Source organism: Thermoactinomyces sp. DSM 45891 (genome assembly GCF_900119485.1).
In the GTDB taxonomy this organism is placed as follows: Bacteria; Bacillota; Bacilli; order Thermoactinomycetales; family Thermoactinomycetaceae; genus Baia.
The window spans coordinates 48,693-73,254 of sequence record NZ_FPJZ01000012.1; the positions used below are offsets into that span (position 1 = coordinate 48,693).

25 protein-coding genes are annotated in these 24,562 nt (G+C 41.3%); 2 read left to right on the plus strand and 23 right to left on the minus strand.

The annotated features are described in order from the left end of the window. Positions 1-63 precede the first annotated feature (63 nt). The 3 genes from BT147_RS10430 to BT147_RS10440 are packed head-to-tail and all read right to left on the minus strand — an operon-like array spanning position 64 to position 4,725. On the minus strand, positions 64-942 hold the full coding sequence (locus tag BT147_RS10430) for a GHMP family kinase ATP-binding protein (protein ID WP_072334752.1): 879 nt from the start codon (positions 940-942) through the stop codon (positions 64-66). A 54-nt stretch (positions 943-996) separates the two neighbouring features. Further along, on the minus strand, positions 997-3,678 hold the full coding sequence (locus BT147_RS10435; protein ID WP_072334754.1) for a lyase family protein: 2,682 nt from the start codon (positions 3,676-3,678) through the stop codon (positions 997-999). 12 nt (positions 3,679-3,690) lie between these two features. After that, positions 3,691-4,725 (minus strand): pyridoxal-phosphate dependent enzyme, encoded by a 1,035-nt coding sequence (locus BT147_RS10440; protein ID WP_072334757.1) that lies wholly within the window; start codon positions 4,723-4,725, stop codon positions 3,691-3,693. Positions 4,726-5,077: 352 nt separating this feature from the next. On the opposite strand from BT147_RS10440, the gene BT147_RS10445 reads away from it, so the two are divergent. Further along, positions 5,078-5,419: a hypothetical protein gene (locus tag BT147_RS10445; protein WP_072334760.1), complete on the plus strand. Its 342-nt coding sequence runs from the start codon at positions 5,078-5,080 to the stop codon at positions 5,417-5,419. A gap of 82 nt (positions 5,420-5,501) precedes the next feature. Here the strand turns inward: BT147_RS10445 and BT147_RS10450 are convergent, their stop codons facing one another. The 15 genes from BT147_RS10450 to BT147_RS15885 form a co-directional block, all read right to left on the minus strand. Then, positions 5,502-7,058, minus strand: a complete 1,557-nt coding sequence (locus BT147_RS10450; protein ID WP_072334763.1) for an ABC-F family ATP-binding cassette domain-containing protein — start codon at positions 7,056-7,058, stop codon at positions 5,502-5,504. A gap of 205 nt (positions 7,059-7,263) precedes the next feature. Beyond that, a complete protein-coding gene (locus BT147_RS10455) occupies positions 7,264-7,656 on the minus strand; it encodes a thioesterase family protein (RefSeq protein ID WP_072334766.1) in 393 nt (130 codons plus the stop codon). Positions 7,657-7,680: 24 nt separating this feature from the next. Then, a complete protein-coding gene (locus tag BT147_RS10460) occupies positions 7,681-9,177 on the minus strand; it encodes an aldehyde dehydrogenase family protein (protein ID WP_072334769.1) in 1,497 nt (498 codons plus the stop codon). A gap of 21 nt (positions 9,178-9,198) precedes the next feature. Further along, complete coding sequence (locus BT147_RS10465; protein WP_072334772.1) at positions 9,199-10,410, minus strand: thiolase family protein; 1,212 nt, start codon at positions 10,408-10,410, stop codon at positions 9,199-9,201. After that, the gene (locus BT147_RS10470; RefSeq protein ID WP_072334774.1) at positions 10,403-11,194 is read right to left on the minus strand and encodes a 3-hydroxyacyl-CoA dehydrogenase family protein; all 792 of its coding nucleotides are present in this window, start codon (positions 11,192-11,194) and stop codon (positions 10,403-10,405) included. Before BT147_RS10470 ends, BT147_RS10465 begins: the two co-directional genes overlap by 8 nt. Then, positions 11,187-12,047 (minus strand): 3-hydroxyacyl-CoA dehydrogenase NAD-binding domain-containing protein, encoded by an 861-nt coding sequence (locus tag BT147_RS10475; RefSeq protein WP_286119334.1) that lies wholly within the window; start codon positions 12,045-12,047, stop codon positions 11,187-11,189. Before BT147_RS10475 ends, BT147_RS10470 begins: the two co-directional genes overlap by 8 nt. Position 12,048: 1 nt before the next feature. Beyond that, complete coding sequence (locus BT147_RS10480) at positions 12,049-12,360, minus strand: EthD family reductase (RefSeq protein ID WP_072334776.1); 312 nt, start codon at positions 12,358-12,360, stop codon at positions 12,049-12,051. Positions 12,361-12,384: 24 nt separating this feature from the next. Beyond that, a complete protein-coding gene (gene paaD, locus BT147_RS10485; protein WP_072334779.1) occupies positions 12,385-12,867 on the minus strand; it encodes a 1,2-phenylacetyl-CoA epoxidase subunit PaaD in 483 nt (160 codons plus the stop codon). Then, the gene (gene paaC / locus BT147_RS10490; protein WP_072334784.1) at positions 12,845-13,651 is read right to left on the minus strand and encodes a 1,2-phenylacetyl-CoA epoxidase subunit PaaC; all 807 of its coding nucleotides are present in this window, start codon (positions 13,649-13,651) and stop codon (positions 12,845-12,847) included. Before paaC ends, paaD begins: the two co-directional genes overlap by 23 nt. After that, positions 13,641-14,030: a hypothetical protein gene (locus tag BT147_RS10495; protein WP_072334842.1), complete on the minus strand. Its 390-nt coding sequence runs from the start codon at positions 14,028-14,030 to the stop codon at positions 13,641-13,643. The genes paaC and BT147_RS10495 overlap by 11 nt, the downstream gene beginning before the upstream one ends. Positions 14,031-14,063: 33 nt before the next feature. Next, positions 14,064-14,987, minus strand: a complete 924-nt coding sequence (paaA, locus tag BT147_RS10500) for a 1,2-phenylacetyl-CoA epoxidase subunit PaaA (RefSeq protein ID WP_072334787.1) — start codon at positions 14,985-14,987, stop codon at positions 14,064-14,066. 199 nt (positions 14,988-15,186) lie between these two features. Further along, a complete protein-coding gene (locus tag BT147_RS10505; RefSeq protein ID WP_072334790.1) occupies positions 15,187-16,296 on the minus strand; it encodes a hypothetical protein in 1,110 nt (369 codons plus the stop codon). Then, on the minus strand, positions 16,277-16,441 hold the full coding sequence (locus BT147_RS15565; RefSeq protein WP_177239787.1) for a hypothetical protein: 165 nt from the start codon (positions 16,439-16,441) through the stop codon (positions 16,277-16,279). Before BT147_RS15565 ends, BT147_RS10505 begins: the two co-directional genes overlap by 20 nt. A gap of 17 nt (positions 16,442-16,458) precedes the next feature. Then, on the minus strand, positions 16,459-17,355 hold the full coding sequence (locus tag BT147_RS10510) for a conjugal transfer protein (protein ID WP_072334793.1): 897 nt from the start codon (positions 17,353-17,355) through the stop codon (positions 16,459-16,461). A gap of 70 nt (positions 17,356-17,425) precedes the next feature. After that, entirely contained in the window at positions 17,426-18,142 is a 717-nt protein-coding gene (locus BT147_RS15885) for a LysM peptidoglycan-binding domain-containing protein (RefSeq protein WP_083426515.1), read from the minus strand. A 382-nt stretch (positions 18,143-18,524) separates the two neighbouring features. Between BT147_RS15885 and BT147_RS16045 the strand changes: the two genes are divergently transcribed. Further along, entirely contained in the window at positions 18,525-18,830 is a 306-nt protein-coding gene (locus BT147_RS16045; protein WP_072334796.1) for a YnaG family membrane protein, read from the plus strand. A gap of 287 nt (positions 18,831-19,117) precedes the next feature. Here BT147_RS16045 and BT147_RS10530 read toward each other — a convergent pair whose 3' ends face one another. The 5 genes from BT147_RS10530 to recQ form a co-directional block, all read right to left on the minus strand. Continuing rightward, positions 19,118-19,609 carry a CarD family transcriptional regulator gene (locus BT147_RS10530; protein ID WP_072334798.1) on the minus strand — a complete coding sequence of 164 codons (492 nt, stop codon included), beginning with the start codon at positions 19,607-19,609 and terminating at the stop codon, positions 19,118-19,120. Between the two features lie 428 nt (positions 19,610-20,037). After that, positions 20,038-20,361 (minus strand): hypothetical protein, encoded by a 324-nt coding sequence (locus tag BT147_RS10540; RefSeq protein WP_072334803.1) that lies wholly within the window; start codon positions 20,359-20,361, stop codon positions 20,038-20,040. 58 nt (positions 20,362-20,419) lie between these two features. Continuing rightward, positions 20,420-20,785, minus strand: a complete 366-nt coding sequence (locus BT147_RS10545; protein WP_072334845.1) for a hypothetical protein — start codon at positions 20,783-20,785, stop codon at positions 20,420-20,422. Between the two features lie 13 nt (positions 20,786-20,798). Further along, positions 20,799-21,770, minus strand: a complete 972-nt coding sequence (locus BT147_RS10550; RefSeq protein ID WP_072334806.1) for a hypothetical protein — start codon at positions 21,768-21,770, stop codon at positions 20,799-20,801. A gap of 362 nt (positions 21,771-22,132) precedes the next feature. After that, positions 22,133-24,295, minus strand: coding sequence for a DNA helicase RecQ (gene recQ, locus BT147_RS10555; protein ID WP_072334809.1), 2,163 nt, complete (start codon positions 24,293-24,295; stop codon positions 22,133-22,135). Positions 24,296-24,562 lie beyond the last annotated feature (267 nt).

Genomic DNA, 24,562 nt, shown 5'->3' on the forward strand with positions numbered 1-24,562 from the left:
CCCATAAAATATACTAATATTCCCTCTTATCAGAGAGTTGTGATCCAGTGCCTCTGAAACACCTTACATATTGGTATAGATTATGGGCTCGATATCTCTATCCTGAAATCCCTGCAATATGTCGTTTATTGCTCCTGTCACCCTAGAATCATATGGATTGAGAATCGATCCAATCATCGTGCCAGAGTGTGCAATGACTGTACCACAAACTTCTTTTTTATGATTCAAGCTCATGAAAAAATCAAAGTACTCTTTATAAAGTCTTTTCTGATTCATTTCAGCACTCATTGTAGAAACTCTACCAATTGCATCTAAATCTCTACGTGTGATCGCAATTCTAAGGTCCTCAAGCAAACGTTGAAACGTATTTCGTTCCGAATCGATATATTGAGGACTCCTACGATTATGTTGTATGGAATCAACCATTCCTCCTGTATCTGCAGCTACAATAATCATCGGGGGCAATTCACCCAGCCTCCCGGCTAGACGTACTTCTCTATGATAGAAAGTGACACATTCTTCATACATGACACCATCACTCGGTTCGATTTGACGCATGACCTCCTCAATCATACTGGGAGTGACAGGAAGACTCAGATATTTAGAAACAGCTCGAATACTTGCGACGATATCTGCAGATGAACTAGCCAATCCTTTCCCCTCTGGTATGTCACTATGAATCATGAGAAGGCCACCAAACTGAATATTAAATCGGCGTAATAAGTAGTCGATTGCTACTCTCACTTTCTTCTTATTAGGAGGATAAACACTTATCACCTTCGTATTTTGGTCGGGTAAAAAAGTTGCTTTGGATTGTAAAGAGATCGGTAGAGTAACGAGAAAATGATTTCCATCAGGTAGCTGTCCCTGTAACAACTCTCCAAAAGTACCTCTTGCCCAATCCACGCCCAATTGAGTGTAGTTCGCGATTGCTTCCGGCATAACCTAATTTCTCCTCTTTATTTCGTTCACTGAAGTAGGGTACTCATGTCTAACTTACGTGGACGGAACCATACGATAAATCAACTGCTCCTTTTTACGATATGCCATCCGTATTTGCTGAGAAACATCATCTAATTGATTCTTGATCAGTTCTAATGAATCCATACAGTAGGAAATATGCTTATTCACTTGCTTCTCTCCAGGACCCATCCCATAAAATCGATCTTGTGATGGTAACACCTGACTCATCTGAATACCAAACCTTTGATTTACTAACTTGACGAGAGCCTCATAATCAGTCCCAACCAACGGGATGATTTCACCAAGATAATGGTGCGATTCTCTAAACGAAATGGAGTGTTCATGGAATAAATACTCAGCTATATCACTTAGATAGGAATGGCTTTCCATCAGGTGCTTTTTAGCCGATGCCTCATGAATCGATAAACCGTTTAATAGGATATTAGTCATATGGATGACTTTCGTTACCTTTGAAATCATTTCACAAGAATGGTCTGTGCTAATCCCTGAAATCTCAAACGAGTTCGAGAATGGAGTCTTATGTACCGAAAAAGTAAGGGTATCCTTGATCGCTAATAACTCATCTATCCGAGATTTTACCCACTCCAGTAGGTACGGGTTCTTTTTTTGTGGCATGGCTGATGACCCCCCACAAAGGTGATCCGGTAATGAACATAACGAGAATTCTATCGAAGACCAGATTTGCAGGTCTTGAATGAATCGACTGAGGGTCAGACCAATAAAGGAACACTCACTAGCGACACGCAAATTCAGGTCTCTACTACTAACAGCAGCAATTGAATTTCGATATCCCGTTCTGAAACCTAGTAACTGAGCTGTAATATTGGGATTGATCGGAAGTGTTGTCCCTCCCCCAGAGCCAGCCCCTAAAGGTGACTTCATACTCCATTCAAGAAGGCTACTCAACTGATGGGTATGGTCTAACAGACTTTCTACAATTGCCATGAGATAGTGTCCAAATGTCCCCGGCAATGCCGTTTGATATTGGCTATAGATAGGGAACACGGTGTTTACATACTTTCTAGAGAGCAACGTCATCGAAGACATCAATCTCCAAAGAGTCTGAATCAAATCGAGCCCATGATCTCGGATAAAAAGATGATTCATCGTTGCATTGATATCATTTCGAGATCGAGCCAACTGCAAGTTCCCCCCTAACCTCTCCCCAAGCTGGGCTATCATATAGCTTTCATATGTTAAATATAAGCCCCTTGGAGCTGGAAGACTGAGAACGCTCTCAAACTCAAGTCCTCGTAATCTCTGTATTTCTCTTAATACTGGAATCACATCATCATGTGGTAAAATCCCACTTTCTAGAAGCATAATCTGATGTGCTTCATCTATGTCACAAATTAGCCGTATTTCTTCTAGGCTTGTCCTGCTTTTTTCTGTCTTCATAACTGCTTGCGCATAAGGATGGAGTGTGGAACTTAACCTGCCTGTACTCTCTAAAAAATGAAGGGTGTGGTCTGCTAAAGATGGATCCTTCCTATCGCAATAAACAGTTTCTATCCTGCACAGCCAACCTTTGGCAACCTGCTCACATTCCTTGGTATCTGAACCTGCTACAATCACGCATGCAATGCGATCCTTAAAATCTCCCGAGAGAGTAATTTGATCTCCACTCTTTTTCAACAGTAGGATCTCATGATCCAACTTATCATCATTTTCTCCTTTCTTTACCATTATGTTCTCGATTTCTCCTCTATCTTCTGCCAGTTTGAAACGAATAACACCTTTTTGACGGAATGTAAATCCCGCCATCTCCTCGGCAAACTCTCCCACCTTGTCTAAGTGTAAAAGCAGACAAAGTCGAATCATATTGATATTGGTACATTTGTTCATCAAAACTGGGATCATCCCACCGGCTAATCTAGGATTGATCTCAATTATCTTCACAGTATGGTGCTTTACGCGGATTTCAACATGGGATGCTCCTGTCATATAACCAATTTCATCAAGAGCCTTATGTACGATACAGCAAATCTTCTCTGCCTCATCCCCATGCAAGTTAGCAGGGAAATCGTGCCCTATTTCAATAAAATTCGGTTCCTTACCCAGATACTTTCTTGTAATCCCCATCACATGATGCTCACCATGTACAGATAGAACCTCTACCGAAAATTCCTCACCATCCATATATTCCTGGACAATAAACTCGTCTGAATCTATCTCATTCGCGTATATAGCTAATTGGTCTGCATCCCGAATAAAACGTACTCCCTGACTACCCGATCCTTTAAGTGGCTTCACAACAAACGGGTATGGCATTAGATCATCAGCCGTATTAGTTAGAACGGTAGAACGTAAGACACGTATTGCCTTCGGGCATAATTCCTTCTTACTGAGCATTTCATATAATGCAAGTTTGTTTCTACAGATTGCTATTGCTTCCGGTCGGTTCGATACCAACCCCAAACGCATATTAATCTGATTCACGATCTCTACATAAAATTCGCTTGATGAAAAGACAAGATCAACATTAGGAATTCCTTCCACCATATGAATGATTTCATCGAAATTTTCTGTGTTTATTTGAGCGTAATGGATTGGGTACTTCTCTAAAAACGGGTATTTGAACGGATCTTTTGATAAGAAAAATACATTATACCCCATCACCAAAGCTTCTTTGATAAAAAGCTCACCCGTTCCCGTGGTATTACTTTCCACAAAAACAATGGATCTAGCTTCCATAAATCAACCCCCCTATAAAGCCGATTTTCGATTCCATTTCATAAAAGCCCAATCATGAGGACTACCAGATACATCCCACGGACCTATGCATTCCTGTGGTTCCACGAGCTCATTACTGGCTAGAAGAAACTGATTCTCCCGTAGCCAATCATCGTTATAAATCGTTTCCATATAACGGACTCCATCATCAGGTCCAATGAACACAAACGTTTCATCTGGTGAATTCCTTGAAAGAAAATCAGCCACACCATAGCATGCTCCTGTCGTTCCTCCAGCATATATAGCATGTTTTCTATGTAAATTTCTGGTCCAAGAGTATGCCAATCGTGCACTTACCCAGTGAACTTCATCATAAAGATCATGCTTTAAGTTTTTTGGAACCACACTATTCCCTAATCCCCGTAGCTGTCTTTTTGAATCATTTAATCCAAACAAGACACTTCCAAACGTATCTACTGCAATCATTTTCGAATCAGGGTTTCGGTCTCTAAGAGCTTGAATAATACCACTCGTTGATCCACCTGACCCCACAGCACCTACAAGTGAAACCTGATCACCGATTTTCTCAGCAATCAAATCTGCAATCAGGCTGTATGACTGCAGATTATCAGGATTGTCATATTGATTGCACCAAAAGGCATTTTTATTTTCCTCTACGATTTGCTTCACAACCTGTAGGCGCTTCGACTGATAATTACCTTGTTCGTCCGGCTGTTCAACAACTACTACTTGAGCCCCTAAGTCTTCTAATCGAGCCTTTAAATTTTTATCTAAGGCAGGGTCGCTTACAATCTTCAATTTCAATTTAAAATGATGACATACTAGAGCAAGACCTAGAGCAAATGTCCCACTCGAAGTATCCACCACCAATGAATCTTGTTTAATTTCTCCCCGATCCATTGCACGACGCACAATATTAAAGGCCGGCAACACCTTCATCACTTTAAACTGAACAAGAAAGAGATTATCACGCACTCTGTATAGATGAGGGTGGATAAGCTCTTCATATGGAGATTCAAATGGTTTATGCCTCAACTTCATTTCCATATATACAAACTCCTATAATAATACTCTATTTTGTATTTATACTGATTTAGAAAATCATTTTGTTTCAACACACTAAATTACATTATTATTTAAATTCTGTATATCGACTATTTAACACTTTAACATAACAAAATCATTCTTCCTAGGCATAAATATATTTTTTAATATATTGTACACATTTATAAAAAAATAAAAATAATAATAAAACAATAAGAAAAAACAGAACTTTTATCACGTTCCTAAATCTAATAAATCCTATTCAACTATTTTGATTTACGAATCAACGTTTGTTCCTATCAATCTATAAAAACTTACATATATATAGAAAGAGACTGAGAGGAGGAAAACATACTTGAAAAAAAAATCACATTACGATTACGTACCAGTTAGAGTACTGGAGCTAGATCGTAGTTTCTATAATCTATCTCCTAGACCCAATCATACTATTTTCATAAATGCAACGGCCGCCCGAAGACTCGGAATTTCACCAAATACTACTCACATTAAAGTACGCTTAGGAAGTAAGGTATTCTTCTTTAGGTTTGTTTTATTCACATTCCCAGGTGAATCACGAAGTGCCGTACGTTTTACAGCAAGAACGTTAGATCGTTTTAATTTAGACGCAGGTCAAGTCTATCCAATGACCTATGACTCAAAGAGAAATGAATTAACCATTATTCGTGGATTACTATAAACTGTAAACTGAATAATTAACATAAAAAGGCCTAGCACCACATGTGACCATGCATACGGTGCTAGGCTTACAAAGCCCTCACTTAAAAAATCTTAGTAGTCCAGTTTTCACCATTCCACACATCTGTTACGACATCCTGATAAAACTCAGGTTCATGACAGATGATGAGGACACTGCCCTTATACTCTTTCAAAGCTCGCTTTAATTCCTCTTTCGCATCTACATCTAAGTGGTTGGTAGGCTCGTCTAAAACTAGAAGATTCGTAGGACGATTGATTAACTTACATAGGCGAACCTTTGCTTTTTCCCCTCCACTCAGCACTTCCACTTTACTCTCGATATGCTTGGTAGTCAGTCCACATCTAGCTAATGCAGCTCTTATTTCAAACTGAGTAAAGGAAGGAAACTCTTGCCACAATTCCTCGATACAAGTATTATGATTCGCTTTTTTGATCTCTTGCTCAAAATAGCCCACTTCCAAGTAGTCTCCTAACTCAACAGAACCTCCTAAGGATGGTATTTGTCCTAAAATACTTTTCAGTAGGGTCGTTTTTCCGATCCCATTGGCTCCGACCAGCGCAATTTTTTGCCCTCGTTCCATCGAGAGATTGAGAGGACGAGATAACGGATCATCGTAACCAATGACTAGATCCTTCGCTTCGAAAATCATCCTACCGGATGTACGAGCACTTTTGAAATCGAACTGTGGCTTCGGCTTCTCAGGCGCTAGCTCTATTTTCTCCATCTTGTCTAGCTTCTTCTGACGAGACATCGCCATATTACGCGTCGAGACACGTGCTTTATTGCGTTGTACAAAGTCTTGTAAATCGGCAATTTCTTGCTGTTGCTTCTTAAATGCTGATTCTAACTGGGCCTGTTTCGCCTCATAGATCATACAGAAGTTATCATAATCACCCACATAACGATTTAACTCCTGATTCCCCATATGATAAATAACGTTGATTACACTATTGAGAAACGGGATATCATGTGATATTAAAATAAATGCATTTTCATATTCTTGAAGATATCGCTTCAACCATGTAATATGTTGCTCATCCAGATAGTTGGTAGGTTCGTCTAATAGGAGGATATCAGGCTTTTCGAGTAACAGCTTAGCTAGAAGAACCTTTGTCCGTTGGCCACCACTAAGATCATTTACATCTCGATCCAGTCCGATGTCATCTAAGCCTAAACCGCGAGCAATCTCAGTTACCTTCGCATCGATCACATAGAAATCATTGTTTGTAAGGAGGTCTTGAATAACGCCTACGTCTTCTAACAATGCCTCTAGTTCCTCAGGAGTACACTCCCCCATTCGCTCATAAGACTGATTCATCTTCGTTTCCAGATCAAACAGATAAGAAAAGGCCCCTTTTAACACATCACGAATCGTAGATCCTTTAGTGAGAACCGCATGCTGGTCTAGATAACCAACACGTACATTATTCGCCCACTCCACACTCCCCGCATCTGGTTCCAACTTACGGGTGATGATATTCATAAATGTCGATTTTCCTTCTCCGTTTGCACCAATCAATCCTACGTGTTCTCCTTTTAACAAACGGAAGGACACGTTATTAAAAATAGCACGATCACCAAATCCGTGGCTCAAGTTTTTTACTGTTAAAATGCTCATGGCGTTTACACCTTTTTCTAAGTTTCTTTTTGGATTCTATCTTTTTTACTCTATCAGAATAGAATAACCCAAGTAAGCGGTATTTTCAAAAATACACGCACTTGGGTTAGATGGGAGTTGATTTTGTGAGCCAGCAAAGATGTGAAAAAGCAAGTCCGCATCGTCCATCGAAACTTCGGGCAAGTGGCAAAACTCGCAAAGAATGCTAAGACAGCTCTCGAAATTTATCATACAGCTTCTTTCTCGAGACAATCCGCTGTATAAACTCTCCTTCTCCTACTATCCCATGTTCATGGGAAGCGGTCACTCTACAGGTAACTTGTCGATCTGTCCGATCCATAACCTCTGCTTCAAACACGACATCTACTCCAACTGGAGCAGGCAAACAATGCTTCACTTGAATCTCCACGCCAATCCCCTCTTCATTCTCCTCTAAGAACGGTTCAATAATCAACCGCCCCACCCATTCCATGTGATAAACCATGGCCACAGTGGACAAGACTGGGTGAATCAAGCGGCCAGCAAAAGAAGCAGTCATTTCTGGTGATACTGTCATTTGCATTGATTTCTTATTCCCTTTTTCCAAACCTGTTTTCATGTGAAATCATCATCTCGCTGTAATTTATAATTGAAATGGATTGAGTGGCTTTGGACCTATATAGGATAAAACACTCTTGGTTTCCAAATATAATTCAAGTGATTCGGTAGCCAACTCTCTTCCAAAACCAGATTGTTTGTACCCACCAAATGGAAGCCCAGGGAAGGTAGAGAATGGATTATTCACCATCAAAACCCCCGCTTTTAATTGCGAAGTAACGCGATGCGCTTTGGCATGGTCCGCTGTCCAGACAGCCGCCGCTAGGCCATAATGACTATCGTTAGCGAGTTGAATCGCTTCCTGCTCCGTTGAAAATTTCTGAATCACGACAACAGGGCCAAAAATCTCTTCCTGTACCACTTTCATTCTCGAAGTAACATCTACAATCACCGTCGGCTCATACCAATATCCTTGGGCAAATAACTCCCCTTCCGGCGTACGCCCTCCGCAGAGTACGGTAGCCCCTTCCACAATCGCGGATTTTACATACGAATCTACCACTTCCCACTGTTCCCGGGAAATAATTGATCCTACGTGGCTATCTTTATTCCATACATCCCCGATTCGAAGTTTCTTCGTCTTCTCTACAAATTGCTCCACAAACTGATCATAGATTTCCTCTTGAACCAGTAGGCGAGAACGCGCTTCACAAGATTGTCCCGTATTATAGTAGATACCATAAATGGAACCATGGATCGCACCTTCCAAATCCGCATCGGCAAACACAATGTTAGGGGATTTACCACCTAATTCAAGAGTTACCCGCTTTAGAGACTCGGAAGCTTTTGCCATAATATCTTTGCCCGTGCTGGTTTCACCTGTAAAGGCAACTTTATCAACACCGGCATGCTGGACTAGATAGGAACCAACGTCTGCACCGCTTCCCGTAATGACATTCAACACGCCTTTTGGCACGCCTGCTTCATGACAAATCTCGGCTAGTGCATAAGCAGTAAGAGGTGTAAGACTAGCTGGTTTTAGAATAATCGTGCATCCAGCCGCCAGAGCAGGAGCTATTTTCCATGCTGCCATCATCAAGGGATAGTTCCAAGGGATAATCTGCGCACAAACCCCCACCGGTTCTTTTACACTATAGTGAAAAAATCCCTTGGGAACCGATTTTGTAGCCCCTTGAATCGTCGTAATTGCACCTGCGTATAGCTCAAAGTCTTCAATCGCTTGGTACACTTGCCCCTTCGCCGCCGATACCGTTTTCCCTGTGTTTAACACTTCAAGCTGTACCAAGTCAGAGAGCCTCTCTCGCATAATGCTCGCAATCTTAAACAAAATTTGGCTTCTCTTGCTGGCTGGCCAAGTAGCCCATTTGCCCTTCTCTAGAGCTTCCCTCGCAGCTATAACGGCTTGATCGACATCTCCTTTTGTCGCTTTGGCAACATGGGTAATCACATCCCCAGTCGCAGGGTTCGTAATAGGAAATGTCTCTCCATGCCCTCCCGGCACAGCTTCACCATTAATCCATAGAGAATATTTCTTACCAATCTGAACGGAATCAACTGCCATCCCATTTCCTCCTTCACCCTTTTACATGCTTTGCACAATCATCGAAACTCCCTGCCCCACTCCAATGCACATCGTAGCTACTCCATAAGAACCAGACTGAGACTCTTGCTCTAACTGATGAATTAATGTGGTAACAATCCGCGCACCACTTGCACCGAGTGGATGTCCTAAAGCAATGGATCCTCCTAGTGGATTGACACATTCAACAGGGATTTTTAGCTCTTTGATACAAGCAATCGCTTGGGCGGCAAATGCTTCATTCACCTCAAACCAATTGATATCTTGAATCCGTAAACCTACTTTTTGTAAGGCTTTTTGAGTAGCAGGAACGGGTCCAATTCCCATCACATCGGGATGAACACCAGCTACAGCCGATTGCACGAACCGAGCCATCGGACGAAATCCGTACCGAAGAGCATACCCTTTTTCCATCAAGAGCAAAGCAGATGCTCCATCATTCATCCCAGCCGAGTTTCCAGCTGTTACAGTTCCCTCTTCGCGAAAAACAGCTTTCAGAGTCGATAATCGGTCAATTGAAGTATCTGGACGCATCTGTTCGTCCATATTTACCCATTTATTCTTCTCTTCTCCTTTTTTCTTCGTAGGAATCGGGACAATTTGACTAAAAAATCGCTCATCTCTCCATGCTTGAGTCGCTTTCTGGTGGCTTAGATACGCAAATTCATCCTGCTCCTGCCGAGAAACGTAGTAACGCTTAGCTATATTCTCCGCCGTTTCTCCCATGCTATAAGGATAAAATCGCTCCTCCATTTTTGGATTCATAAACCGCCATCCTAGTGTGGTATCCACTAAGCTCTGATTCCCTCGCATCATTCTCTCGTCTGGCTTCAGCATAACCCAAGGTGCACGGGACATGCTCTCTACCCCGCCTGCTATGACCACCTGTCCAGCACCCACTTGAATCAAACGCGCCGCTTGAATGATTGCCTCCATCCCTGAACCACATAGCCGGTTCACAGTTGTACCTGGAGCCTCATAAGGAAGACCTGCCAACAAAGAAGCCATTCGAGCAACATTTCGATTATCTTCACCCGCTTGATTAGCACATCCCAACATTACATCTGCTATATCAAGGGGATCTAGTTCTGGATTTCTCTCCAACAATGCCTCAATGACATAAGCGGCTAAATCATCCGCCCGAACCGTGGAAAGACTCCCCCGCACCTTGCCGATCGGGGAACGAACCGCATCCACAATGACAACTTCATGCATCGGAAAGCATCTTCGATCTTCGTTCTGAGCGATCGGCAAAACAGTGTGAATCTCGCTTCATCTCTTGCGGTCCATAGCGGTAAAAACCTTGCTCTGCCTCAACACCGATAAACTGGGCATACATCATCTTCCGAAGCAACGGTGCCGGTCGATAACGATCTTCCCCGTACTCGCGTTGCAACCCTTCTAAAACAGCATAGAGATGATGAACCCCAACCCGATCCGCCCATTGGAGAGGGCCTTGTGGATGATTCAATCCTTTTTCCATCGCTAAATCGATATCCGTCGCCTTCGCAACTCCTTCCGATAGAGCAAACGATGCTTCATTGACCAATAAAGCTAACGTTCGCGCACATACGAGACCTGGCTGATCCCCTACGATCTCAACACCCTTACCTAACTTTTTCCAGATGGAAAGGAACTTATGATTGGGACGAAGGGATTGAATCGGAAAGCAAACCTCTACGACAGTCATCTCGGGCATCAGAAGGGGGGAGAAACCAACTAGTCTCTCCGGATAAAATAACCAAGAAGCGATTTCTGTCGCCGTTCGATGTAGGACCGAAGTAAAAATAGGAGTCTGTTGCGTAACTCGTGTCTCAACCTGTTGTAAAAGTTGTCTTTTTTCTTGATTCAATCCTATTTCCAGATCGAAAACCGCAATCACTTCATTAGCTGGAAATGCTTGATCGAGAGTCTTGGTCTTCATTCCTTGTTGGTTTAAATACAAATCTATTTCTTCTACTAATTTTCCTTTACCTACCAGTAGAATGAATTCATTCATAGATGTAATGCCCCTTTCCTGACTTCCGACCCAGCTTCCCGCTCTCAACCAAAGCTCGTTGCTCTGGATGAGGACGAAAACGGGGGTCATAGTGGAAGCCTTCATAAACAGAATGAGAGGCCGAATAATTGATATCGATACCGATCAAGTCTTGTAGCTCAAAGGGGCCCATCGGAAATCCAGCGGAACGGAGAATACGGTCTACTTGATTCTTCTCTGCCGATCCTTCCCCTACGATGCGATACGCCTCTAAATGAAAGGGGCGTGCCACCCGATTCACGATAAACCCCGGGGTATCCAAAACATGAATCGGCTCTTTTCCCATCGTCTGTAGCCAGCTCATCGCCTGCTGAATCAATTCCAATGGTGTATGAGCTGATTCTACCACCTCTACTAACGGTAATCGCCAAACTGGATTAAAGAAATGTAATCCAATAACCCGCTCTGGGTGCTTTAATTTGCTAGAAATCGAGGTCACAGATAAAGAAGAAGTATTTGTTGCAAGAACGGTATCGGCTGAGACAAGAGAATCTAATTGATGAAAAATATTTCTCTTCATTAGCAAATCCTCAGGCACCGCCTCAATAATAAAATCACATTCGGACAAATCTTGTAGAGAATCTACTAACACTAGCCTCTCTTGCATTGACTCTACTTCAAATAAAGTTTTCTTCCCTTTCTCCGCCAAATTCCACCATCGCTCTTCTAACCATTCACGGGCACTAATACGATTTTTTTTGCAGTTATCAAACGCTTTCACTTGATAACCCGCGGTAATCAACATGTCCAAGATGCCTCTTCCCATCGTCCCCGTACCGATCACAGCGGGAGACGCCCATATCCGCTCGGTCACATTAAGCTTCCCCTTTCACTTCTCCTACAATCATCGTCACAAGCTTCCCAGCAAAGCTCATCACGTCCTTTGCCGCTGCCTTTCCCTCCGGAGACTTCATCGCCGCTTCAAGAGCTTCTTTTGAGGCAAAATACAGGTCGGCTTGTAAATAGTAGGGAGGATGGTCACCCATAGGAGTTTCGGTATACCTAGTAACTTCCATTTTTAATAGAGCCGGCATTTTTCGAGCTAGTGGTATATGACCCTCAAAGTATCTCGTCTCAAACTCTTGAACCTCTTCCGGATGACGGTATAAAGCGGTTAGTTTTACCATGTTATCTCCCTCTTTCCCTCATTATCAAATAGGTTTCATCGCTTCAAACGGCTCTTTGCAAGAGCGACAATAGTAAATCGAACGGCACGCGGTAGAGCCAAACAAATTAACCAAATTTGTTCCACTTGATTGGCAATAAGGGCACTCCACCTGATCCAAACGATCTATTGAAGGTGTCGCCAGACCGAAACCAGCTAGCTTTTCTCTCCCAATGGGGGTAATCCGCTCACTGCTCCATAACGGATCTCGGATAAACTCAACAAATACCTCATCCATATCAGGCTCTTCCAACATTCGCTCTCGAATCGACCTTTCAATCATCTCTAAAGCCGGGCATCCGAGAAAGGTAGGCATGACTTGGATCCAGATGATTCTCTCTTCAACCGTAATCTGATGGACCATTCCCATCTCTACTATACTTATGACTGGAATCTCCGGATCTTTCACTTCGTCAAGGATTTGATAAAATCGTTCCTGTTTTTGCTTACCATTTTGCGTTTGGGTCAAATCGTATCACCTCTGTCATATTTTCCAATGCAGAGGCTAACGCTTGAGAATGTTGTCCCATTCGCCCCTTAGATGCTTGCTTAGAAAAGATAATCCGTCTCCCTGATAAATCAGAAATTTTTCCCCATAGATCTTCATATTGACTATAAAACTCGCTTCTCATCTTCGCGGGCTCCTGGGTAAGAATCCCCCATGAAAGGAGATCGCTTTCATATAAACCGATATCCAATAGATCATCGAGATCCTGCTCCGCCCACTCCATCGCTTGCTTCATCCGCTCTCGAGCTTCCCCACCACACCCCGTTAATCGGGTAAACCAATGTTGAAAGTGAATGAGGTGGTAATACTCTTCCCGCTTCATCTTTTTTGTTCCATGCGCTAAGGGGGTATATCTCGATTTCACCATAGCATCAAGTCGAATTTGATCCCATAAATCATACAGATAGTGGCGCACAATCGTATAGGCCCAATCGCCGTTTTCGCGCTCCACAAGAAGGGAGTTCTTTCGCTCGTGAGCCGGTCGTTGAAAAGCTAGATAATCAGCGCTTACTCCTTCTAACTCCTGAATCAATTCATAGTAAAATGCCGCATGCCCCACCTCATCTTGTGCAATCGAACTAAATGCTACATCCTCTTCCACAGTAGGGCATAATCCCAGCCACTCTGAATCTCGGTGTCCCAATATAAATTCATCGTCTGCTAACTTGGTTAACCAATCTACCAAGGCCATGTGCTGTTGCTCTGTTAATTGTTCAGGTGCTAGGGAGTTCGTCTCATGACTCATGATTTCCCTCCCTACGGAGATCATCTTTAGACTGCTTTTTCTGCTCGACGTATCGAACAATCTCCTCTAATGTAATCTCCTTTTCCTTAAACATTCGCCACAAACGACCGTTTTCCGTATAACCCGAAACTTCACGATATGATCGATCCATCTCTCTCGCATGGAAATCAGCTTCTGCTGAAGAGTGAACGTGCGTTCGTTGCACCACCCAAATCTGAATAATCTGTTCCCGACGGGTAAAATTTTCCCTTGCTAACTGAAGAGCCAGTTCATCTGTGGGCGCTAGTAAACTTCCTACATGCATCATAGGGTCTAGATGATCTCTTTGGACAAATACTTCATAAATGTAAGAAGGTTCCGTTTGCATTTCCTTTTCCATCGCACTCAAACTCCCCTCTCCCATGAAACAACGTCATATTCCCATTGTCATGGCGAGACGCACCCATTTATGCTGATCCTGGGCAATGCGTCGTAAGGCAATTCTCTCTTGCGATTTCGGCCCTTTATTTTCTGAGACGATTCGTTGAAATGTTTCCCATTCTGGTTCGGCATAATGCCAACGTTCTAACTTGGAATCATAGTGTAGTGTGGGGTCAGGGATCGTAAGGCCGAGCGACCAGATCCGAGGAATATATTTTGCTAGAAATTTTTGTCGCAGTTCTTCGTTTGTTTTGGTTCGAATGCGATAATGCAACATTTTCCGAGCGGCTGGAGTTATTTCTAGAGGTCCGAAGAAAAAGAGGAGAGAATACCACCAATAATTAAGGGAATCTTGCAACATTTTACGTTGCTTCTCCGTTCCCATCGCTATACTTAAGATTACGTTTTCACCATGCTGCATATGAAAACTCTCTTCTGCACAGATGCGCTTCAATATACGGGCATACGGGGCATACGAAGTAGAAAGCAGAGATGCCTGATTAATAATGGCGGCTCCATCAATCAGCCAGCCAATTAAGCCAGCATCCGCCCACGTTCTCGCTTCCATATGAAAAACATTGTGAAATTTAACCTTTCCTTCTACTAAATCATCTAATAGCTCTTCACGCCCTTTTCCATAAGGGGCGGCCAAATCCTCTACGATACGGAGCAATAACTGTCCATGGCCCATCTCATCTTGAACCTTAGCCATCAAAGCGAGCTTCCGCCGTAAACTCGGTGCTTTCGGCACCCATTCCTTTTCAGGATAAACACCCATAATCTCACTCACTGCATGCATATGAATCAATTTAATCAACAAGTGTCGGTAACCATCCGGCATCCAATCATTGGATTCAATCTTGGCTCCACTTTGCACTCGTTTCACAAATTCTTCTTCCAACCCTAGTGAATCCACATTTTTGCCTCCCTTGATCCATAAGAGAAACCGATAACCTATGCAATCCACACGATATACGCACAATAAAAAAGCAGGGGATTATAGGACCCTGCTTTTAGCATAGACGAACATTCTATTTATTGTCAATATTTCCAACTAGGTCTAAAGTAACATTCCTCTTTTTTCCTTTCATACATACATATAACACCTCTGTACATCACCAAAGGAAATCAGATGAGTTCTCAATTTGTATAGGAGTAGAATGAATTCTACTAATCAACGAAACGGACCTTTCATACTGTTCACCACACGGCAGAAAGTCACTATATCCAACAAACTGATTATCAGGGCAAAGTTGTACTTCAATCTCATATTGACGATACTCTGAGACGATTTTATTGACTCGTTCAGCAAGAATATCTTCATTTTTAGCAGATACTCCAAATACAACTGTCATGAAATGCACATCCTCCAAGCTATCCATTTCCTTCCTCGCTGATATGGATACAGGAAAATCAAAGATGTTCGTCAGGTACGCCCATTCAGATTTACCTGGGAATTGAAGGTCCTCAGGAAAATAGACTGCATACAAGTAGGAGGTATAGACTTCTCTGACTTCACCAGTCGCCTCTTCCACATGTACAGTCCTTATGTGATGCGGATGGATCTCAATTTCACTATCATCTAGAGTAAGAGTACTTATTCCCAACTCAGTCACTAGTCTTCCTTTTTCATTTGATAGGGGAAGCTTATGATCCTGATAAACATGTTGACGAATATACCATTTAAGATCATAAGTACTCAGTCTATGTATACTCATAAACCCACGTAATGATTGGAACAACAGCTCTTCTTGTCCTGTATACTCAAATAGCTCTTCCTCTAAAATCTCTCCCTCTGCAATCCCAGTAACAGAGTAGAGATAGCGGATGAAATCTCGGATCTTGTGTTTCCATCGACGACGCAAATGGTTTTTAAGTTGTCTTTGATTCGGCTTTCGTAATCGAAATCCAATAAAAACCCTGATCTCAGTATAAGAGTTAGTAATCTCACTGATCAGTTGAGGAGGTTGATCAGAATGAATGCTCGTTTCTTCTTCAAATGAAAACCATTTAAGCTCGCTATTTGCTTGTCTATTTGTATAACATGGTACTTGAATGTAGTGATATTCTTCGGAGAGGTGAGCATCTTGAAATCGAGCATGCATTTGCTTGCTTTCATGCTCCGCTCTCTTGATTTCATAATACGCCCACACAGATCCATCCTGACCAAACGTGAGATTTCCTTCAATGTGACGGGTGGGAAACTCAATGCGAAGGGGTCTCATGGTCCCTCTCCTTTCGTGGGGAATCACGACAGGTAACAACGGTTCCGAACCGGACAGTTCGAGAAGAAGTCGACCCACGAGGTTGATTGGCTAGCTTTCCATTTTCCACTTTCGCAATCCCATGACTTACAGATACCTTTTTCATACTATCTACCTCATAAACTACTTAGTTTCCATGCTGACAATAAGCCAACGGTCCCCATTTTTCTCCAACTTGATCGTATACGGGTAAGTATAGACCCCGCTGGTTTTGGTTTCTTCCTTTTCCTTAAACTGAGCTTTCGCTTTTACCACAACTTGTTTCTCTTTATATACTTCCAACTCTTTTATCTTAACAAACTCCAACACACCATTCATACCTTCAATCCGTTTAGAGTCTGATTTTGTATAGTTGGAAAGTTTATCTATATTATCAGAAACATAGTCTTGGAAAAATGTGTTTAAGTAGGTTTCTATCTCTTTTTTAGTAGAGCTATCCACTTTATTAGCTAGAGTCTCTTCCTTCAACGTGACATTGGGTGCACTGGGTGCGCTGACATAGTAAGGGATCTCTGACACGACAAACAGGCCGTTCCCAATACTCTCAATCGGAACTGCGAGGAATCGTTTGTCCATCGACAGAACCTTATCACTTTTATCCCGTATGTACACCTCTGCTTGCACCATCATAGTAGCTCTGTTTGGGCTTTTCTTCTCTACTTTCCATACCCGAACTTTCCCTGTAGAGAGATTTACCTCAATCGACTCTAAACCTGCTTGTTTGTCCAGTCCCTTCATCAAAAAGGGCCTTAAGCTTTCGGCCCGATGATCCTCAAATCCCTGATGCAGACTAAAATATGTAGAAACAAAGTCCTCGGCAAAAGCCCTTGCAGTCTGGCTCATCACAGGAGACTCCTGCTCAGCACCTCCAACAACTACCATTTTATCTTTAAGATAAAAAAAACCAACTGGAAGAGCCACCACATTGATGGTCAGCAATCCCCAAATTAAAATCTTCTTTGATCTCATTCCTTTAATAACCTTATATTCTCTTGGATGATCACCGTTTTTTCTAATCAAATCCGATCCTCCTCATTCTTATGAAAGAAAAAAAGGGAATGAAAAAAAACTCATCCCCTTTCACTACACATTACTTTTTCAACTCTGGCATTTTTAGCTCTTGTCCAGGATAAATCCAATGACCAAGATCTTTCAAATTGCGTGAGTCGCGTTTTACTAACATATCTTTATTTAATTCCCAAATCTCTGTCCATTTGTTTCCATCACCAAGATGCTTTTTCGCGATATCCCATAGGCAATCGCCTTTTACCACTGTGTAAGCCTTTTCTGATTCGTTCGTAGTTGTTTCAGTAGTGGTTGTTGCTTCATCATTATTTGTTGTTTGTGCAACGGTAGTTTCATTGACATTTGTATCTGCTACTGCAACCACCGTTGCTCTATCAACTGCTGGTGCCCCAAGAGATGCTACAGGCCCTTGTTTTGCGCCGCTAACTGGAGCAGCAGCTACTTTCGAAGGCACAGTGGGATTAGTAGATTTGGCCGGTTCTGGCTTCGGCTCAGGTTTTGGTTCCGGCTTTGGCTCAGGTTTTGGTTCTGGCTTCGGCTCAGGTTTTGGTTCCGGCTTTGGCTCAGGTTTTGGTTCTGGCTTCGGCTCAGGTTTTGGTTCTGGCTTCGGCTCAGGTTTTGGCTCTGGCTTTGGCTCTGGCTCAGGATTTGGTGGTGGCGGTGTAACTTCTCCGCCTGGTGGTGGTGGCGGCGGTGGATTCGTATCCGTTGCGTACGATGGAACAGTTAGGCCTAAAGATAATGTTAGTGTAAGTGCAGTAAGTGCTAGCTTCTTTCTCAAAATATCTCCCCCGAAACTCTTTGTTGTATTTGTGTTCTTTCAATCAAGAACTATTAACCTTTTTCACTATTTTTTATAAAAAGCTCACGAAAAAGGCCAATCTTCCTTATTATGTTCAAAATTGAAAACTGTTTCAAGTCCTTGCAAAAAATATTTATCTTTTATTTTTTCGATCCATTCCATACACCTCTCTTGAATTTAAATAATTATATACTTATCTATTTTATCAGATAGTAAAGAGATATTGTTTTACAGAAGTTTGTATTATACTCTTCTGTATCAAGAACCGTAAAGCTATTAAACTTTATGAACAAATGGGCTTTCACATAAGAACAGTATCTATGAGTTTGCCACTATGGACTAGAGAGAAGTGTGATGAAGATTGAGCCAAAAGAAGGATCATGAATCATACTGGGGCATATGGAGCGTTCTATCCATTATTTTGATTATCGTAGGAATGATACTATGGGTGCTTTTTTTTACAATCCCCAGTCTTAACTATAGCTTCGACGAAGGAATTCCATTGTACCTATTTACATTGATAGTTAATCCAATAGGAATAGCATTAGGTGAAATAGGAAGAAAGAAGAGAAATCGCTTTTCTATCTTTGGGATTGTTGGAAACGTCATTCTAACCATTAGCATAGTACTAATGATTCCTATTGGAACCTTACTTTTAGGCCCCTAAAATTCAAAATAAATATGAGTGTACAAGCTGATGAGTTTTGGAGACAGCCTGATTATTTTACGAACACAATACAGAGACTTTTTCTTTTGTTCATTCGGATACATAGGACAAAGAGAGCTACTTGTAAATCAGCAGCTCTCTTTCATTTAATTCCGACCAGTTTCTATGTCAAAATAGATTCCTCTCCGGGAAATCGCTCTTTAATTGGAGTATCATCAAGAGAGAATCATTCGTTCTATAGCAGAGAATATCTTCTCTTTTTAGTTACTAGAAATATAAATAGGATCTTACATGTTTGGTATCGTACGTCTAAGAAGGTCCCTTGCCTGTTCTTCATTTATGTTGTTGACTAAAGAAAGTTCACTCATCAGAGTGTGTATGGCCTTTTGAAGCATATCCTTTTCAGCCATCCCTAATTTTTTAATTTCATTTAATCGAGTTAAATCACGAATAACTTCCGTTTCTTGGTAAATGTCTCCACTTCCCATTTTATCTGTATTAATACGACATCTTTCACGCCAGGAAATGGATTGGTCTGTTTCATGGCTAAAAAGAGTCAGTAACACATGTTTCATCGTCTCTGTATCTACAATTGGACGAACCTTTTTCTCACTTTTCATCTTGAAGGGAATCATAAGGCACATTCCATTAAGTGATTGAGCCGTCTCCTCTAGAATGTAATACAGTTGGCTCTCCTCTAAAAACTCCCGCTCCTCAATTGCTTCTACACTGAATACGCCATGCAATGGATACACACATCGATCACCGACTTGAAACATATCCTCACCTCTATGTACTCAGGATAACGCATTTTTTTGAAATTGTCAAATCAATAATTATAACACAATATATACATTGTGTATATGATAAAATCACAAAAAACTATATAACAAAATCAGGATATCTGTTTATATCCGCGATAGCCAAAAGGAAATAAATAAAGTAACAACACGGATAAAGCCCCTATGGATCCTACCATAAGGGCTTTTGCATTAATTTTTGAGAGTACTTTTTTCGCTTTTTTCTTCAAAATCGATCGCCAAAGTAAGAACCCTAATAAGTTGAACTAAAGCAAATCCAGATAACACTACAACCAAAATTAATGGAAGAGTAAGAATATATCTAGTCAGAACATCCTCATATATTAGAGTGCATAGCTGGCAAAACCATTCCTTTATTTTCCCAATACATAACATACATCCTTTACTTACTCTAGAAAAGAGCCATACATGCTTTCCAACCTAGAATAAATGGTTTCCGCATCTACATTTGTTGCATCTTTTGGAAGCAAGATATGAATATCATAGCTGCCTGATAAGCTAGATTTCCTTGAGTTATAAATAGTTAAAGAAACAGGTAACACCTCTTCCCTAGATAGAATATCTGTAGAATGTATCACCATGGCAAGTTTTTTTCGATCGTTTGATAATATCTCGATCAAGAATTCTATCTCGCCCATTGGTCCCGTTACTATATAGCGTACTAAAAAGTTACCACTGTCCATTTGAATTATATTTAAATCTCTTTTCATTTCTTCTCATCCCTACTTTTGTGACCATCAAAGAGTCTGGGTTTTTAAATCTACTATATCATGGGTTCCAAGGTTTTTTGGCTTTGTCTATTGTCCAACTATGCGCCTTGTCATAATCAAATTTGTACAATCCTTCTGCCCACGACTCATAGAGCTCATGATTAAGTAAATTAACATCCTCCATACGGTATGACCCACTTGTTAATCTTCCCCATGCATCTGCTATATCTGGATCAGGATCAAATTTACCAAATGTTCCGTCACGTAATTTATGATTTTTGTTAAATACATGATCTTTGATTTTTTGAATCCTATGCTCAGGCCATCCTATGTTCTCCGCAATTTTAGGAATATCATTTGTCGATCTTCTTATTTGTTCATATGCTTGCGGTGCGTATTCAAACCAGCGCTCATAATCAGACATTTTGGAGGTGGATTTACCAGAAAAAACATCGAACTTTTGAATCCCTCCCTCCGGTACCACTAGCAAACTTCTGTAACCATTGACCTAAATCTGTATCTCCTATGGTCTTTGGAGCTGTAGCCGTACCATCTGCAAATAACTCAGTTGCAAAGGATATGTCTATACTGTTAATTCCCTTAACAATATCGTCAGCATGACTGGTTATGTAAGCACCACCACCCACCACACTGCCACCCAAAGCCATAGCCATAGCCACTAATAGATTCTTCCAGTTGAACTTCCCACTACTTAGAAAGTCCATGATACCTTGGTCTGCTCCTGCTGCAACAGAGCCACCAAAGATGCGAGGGAATGCACTTTGTAACCAAGAAATGTTGATCTTCGAGGCAATCCAAGTGGCCAACTTAGAACCTGCAATCCATTCACCTAATGGGGCAGATAATATACCGCCTAGGCCACCTATAATCATATCCTTCAACATTCCATCGCTCATGAAACCGTTGTCACTGCCTAGCCATGAAACAAGTCCCATAATCCCCATGCCTGCTAATGAACCAACACCACCAGCTACAAGCAAGGGAATACCTATAAAGATGCCTGCTATTGTAGCTAAAATCCCAAGTATAGTAAGGACGATTACACTAAGCACTTTGTTTTCCATAATGTAATCCCAGACACCTAGTGAGAAGTCCTTAATCGATGTCCATATAGAGTCCCACGTTTCACTACACCAGTCAGTCACATCGTTGAAAGTATCACTAAACCAGTCCTTGGTATCCTCCCACCAGCCATCCTCAGTAGTTGTAGATGTGTTTGCGATTTGTTGGTTAAACTCTCCATTTATTGGAGTATTATCAATGAATTCTGCGTATGTAACCCCTTGGCCTATAAATCCAAACCCGATTAAGAGAACAAACATAATCAGTATTATTTTCGAGAATGTTTTGATGTTAATTTTAAGCTTCATTGTTTTTTTGTTTTTCATAAAGTAACTGCTATAAAGAAATATAACTTCTTCATAGTCCCTCCTCTTGTGTATAGATATAGTATATTTCTACATTCCAATAATTTTATAGTATGTTATCAAGAATTAGCAATCTTCCTTTTTGATGCTTAGTGAGTATAGGTATATACGTAAGAGGAGGTAAGACAGTGGTTAAAAAATGGCTAATATAAGGGTTGTATACGGCCTCTGTTTTACGATCTAATAATTTCACTCATGAATTAGTCAAAGTCCATGTATAAACCTTCTATTAGCTCTGGTGAGGAATCTTTATATACCATCATCTAACTACACAACTCTCCAACAAACACAAAAAAGAGCTAGTAAAAACTAGCCCTTTTCATTCACTCATTTATCGAACTAACCGCTACCTGCTCTCTCGCAATAACCGCCTTAATCTGAAAATAGGTCACTTCGGCTGGCAAGGCTTCTTTGAGTGGCTTTAGTTTAGATGCGCCTAATTCTTGGACTGCTTGTAGGATGGCTTCTTGGTACTCCTCAGGAATAATGGTATCCCAAGGAATGTCGTAGCCTTCGCTGTGACATCGAACGAGGTGATCTTCGATTGTTTTATTGGACATGTTCCGGGAGGAAGCAATTTCTTTAATTGATTTACCGGATTGAAAGAAGTCAAAGGTGATAAGGTGGCTTTGGTTTGTATCTTTTCGCATTGATGCTTTCGATTGGATTTTCTGCTCACGTTCATCAGCAAAGGTGGATGTGATTTCTAGAATTCTAGCCCCGTATTTGGCGACTTTATGCTGTGTCATACCGACCATAGAAAGAAGTTCCTTTTCATTTAATGGAATCCGATCTGCCATAGTACGCAAGGTTGAATCGGATAAAATCATATATGGAGGGAGTTGTTCTTCATTTGAAAAGACTCTGCGAAGATCATCTAAGCGATCAAATAAGGTAGAACGCTTCGTTCGCAGTTGTCTCTCCTCTGGTATCACAGCAGTTCGAAGCGGACGAAGGTAGACATTTAGCTCCCCTTTTAGCACTTGGGCCGCTTTTTCAGTCAATTTAATGAGCGGTAGGGAACTTGTAGCAGAGTTATAGGTTTTGATATACCCTTCTGCTTGCAACGTAAGGGCTAATAGTTGTATCTCTTTTTCCGTATAGTCTCGTAAAATCCCATATGTAGGGAGTCGATTAAACGCGAGTTCTAGCACTCTTTTCGATTTAGAACCTTTTAGCACTTTCGCAATCATAGAGAGGCCAAAACGTTCCTTCATACGACGGATACAGGAGAATAGCTTCTGAGCTTCTACAGTAAAGTCTTGCAGACTTGTCTCCATTTGAGCCAAGCAGTTATGACACTTGCCACATGCTTCTTCAGCCGGATCATCGAAGTACTGGATAATGGTGTTTTGCAAACAGGATTGTGTAAAACAATATTGGTACATCGCATGAAGCTTACTAGACTCTAGCTTCTTACGCTCCTCGTTCATTTCGGACTGATCGATTAAATATCGCTGGGTTCTTACATCTTGTCCTTGATATAACAAGATACACTCGCTCTCTTCCCCATCACGTCCTGCACGTCCTGCTTCTTGGTAGTAGTTCTCGATATTTTTAGGCAAATTGTAGTGTATAACGTATCGTACGTTATGTTTATTGATTCCCATCCCAAAGGCATTTGTTGCTACGATAACGGAAAGTCGATCATAAGAAAATGCTTCTTGGGACTGTGCTCGTTGCCCTTCTGTCATTCCCGCATGATAGCGCCCCACAGAGTATCCGCATTCCCCTAAGTGTTGATAGAGCGCATCTACATCCTTACGTGTAGAGCAATAAATGATGCCAGATTGTTTCGGGTATCGCTTGAGATAACTTTCGATAAAGGAGACTTTATCTTGATCATGCAGGACAGAAAAACGTAAATTCGAACGCTGGAAGCTAGTTAGTACTGTGTTTTCTACAGGGATTTGTAGGATCTCTTGGATATCTTGGCGCACTTGTGCTGTTGCGGTCGCAGTTAACGCTGAGACAATCGGTGCATTTGGTAGTTGTTGAATCATCGTACCTATACTTAGATAGCTAGGACGAAAATCATGTCCCCATTGCGAGATACAGTGAGCTTCATCGACTATTACAAGGGATACAGGTACCTTTTGCAGCATCTGTACAAAGGATTCCATTTCCAATCTCTCAGGAGCAAGATATACGAGTTTTATTTTCCCTGAGTAGATTTCTCGCATCCGTTGCTCCATCTCAACATAATCAACCGTGCTATTTAAATAAGTAGCTGGAATACCTAATTGGTTAAGAGCATCTACCTGATCCTTCATCAGTGAGATCAAGGGAGAGATGACTAATGTAATTCCATCAAGTAACAACGCTGGTATTTGATAACAGAGTGATTTTCCGCCACCAGTAGGCATAATCCCGAGGGAAGGTTGTCCCTCTAGGATTTGGTTGATCATCTGTTCTTGTCCGTCTCTAAAGGTAGGATAGCCATATAGATCTTGTAGCAATCTCTCAGCTTTTTCTATTAACTTCATCTTCATCCACCTATTCGCTTTCGTTGTTATCATCATAGCGAATTTTAAGGGATTGGACGAGAGTAAATATTATTTTTCCCCTTATATAGCAATTAGATGAAAACGAAAAACATAATCAAACCATTAATAAATACTTACATACTAATAAATAATATATTACATAAACAAAGTGGTTCATTTATTATAAAAACTAATATTTGTTTATTGAAACCGATTTCATCTACATATATAGTTGAACTAAATATTAGTACAGCTAAATATTAAATA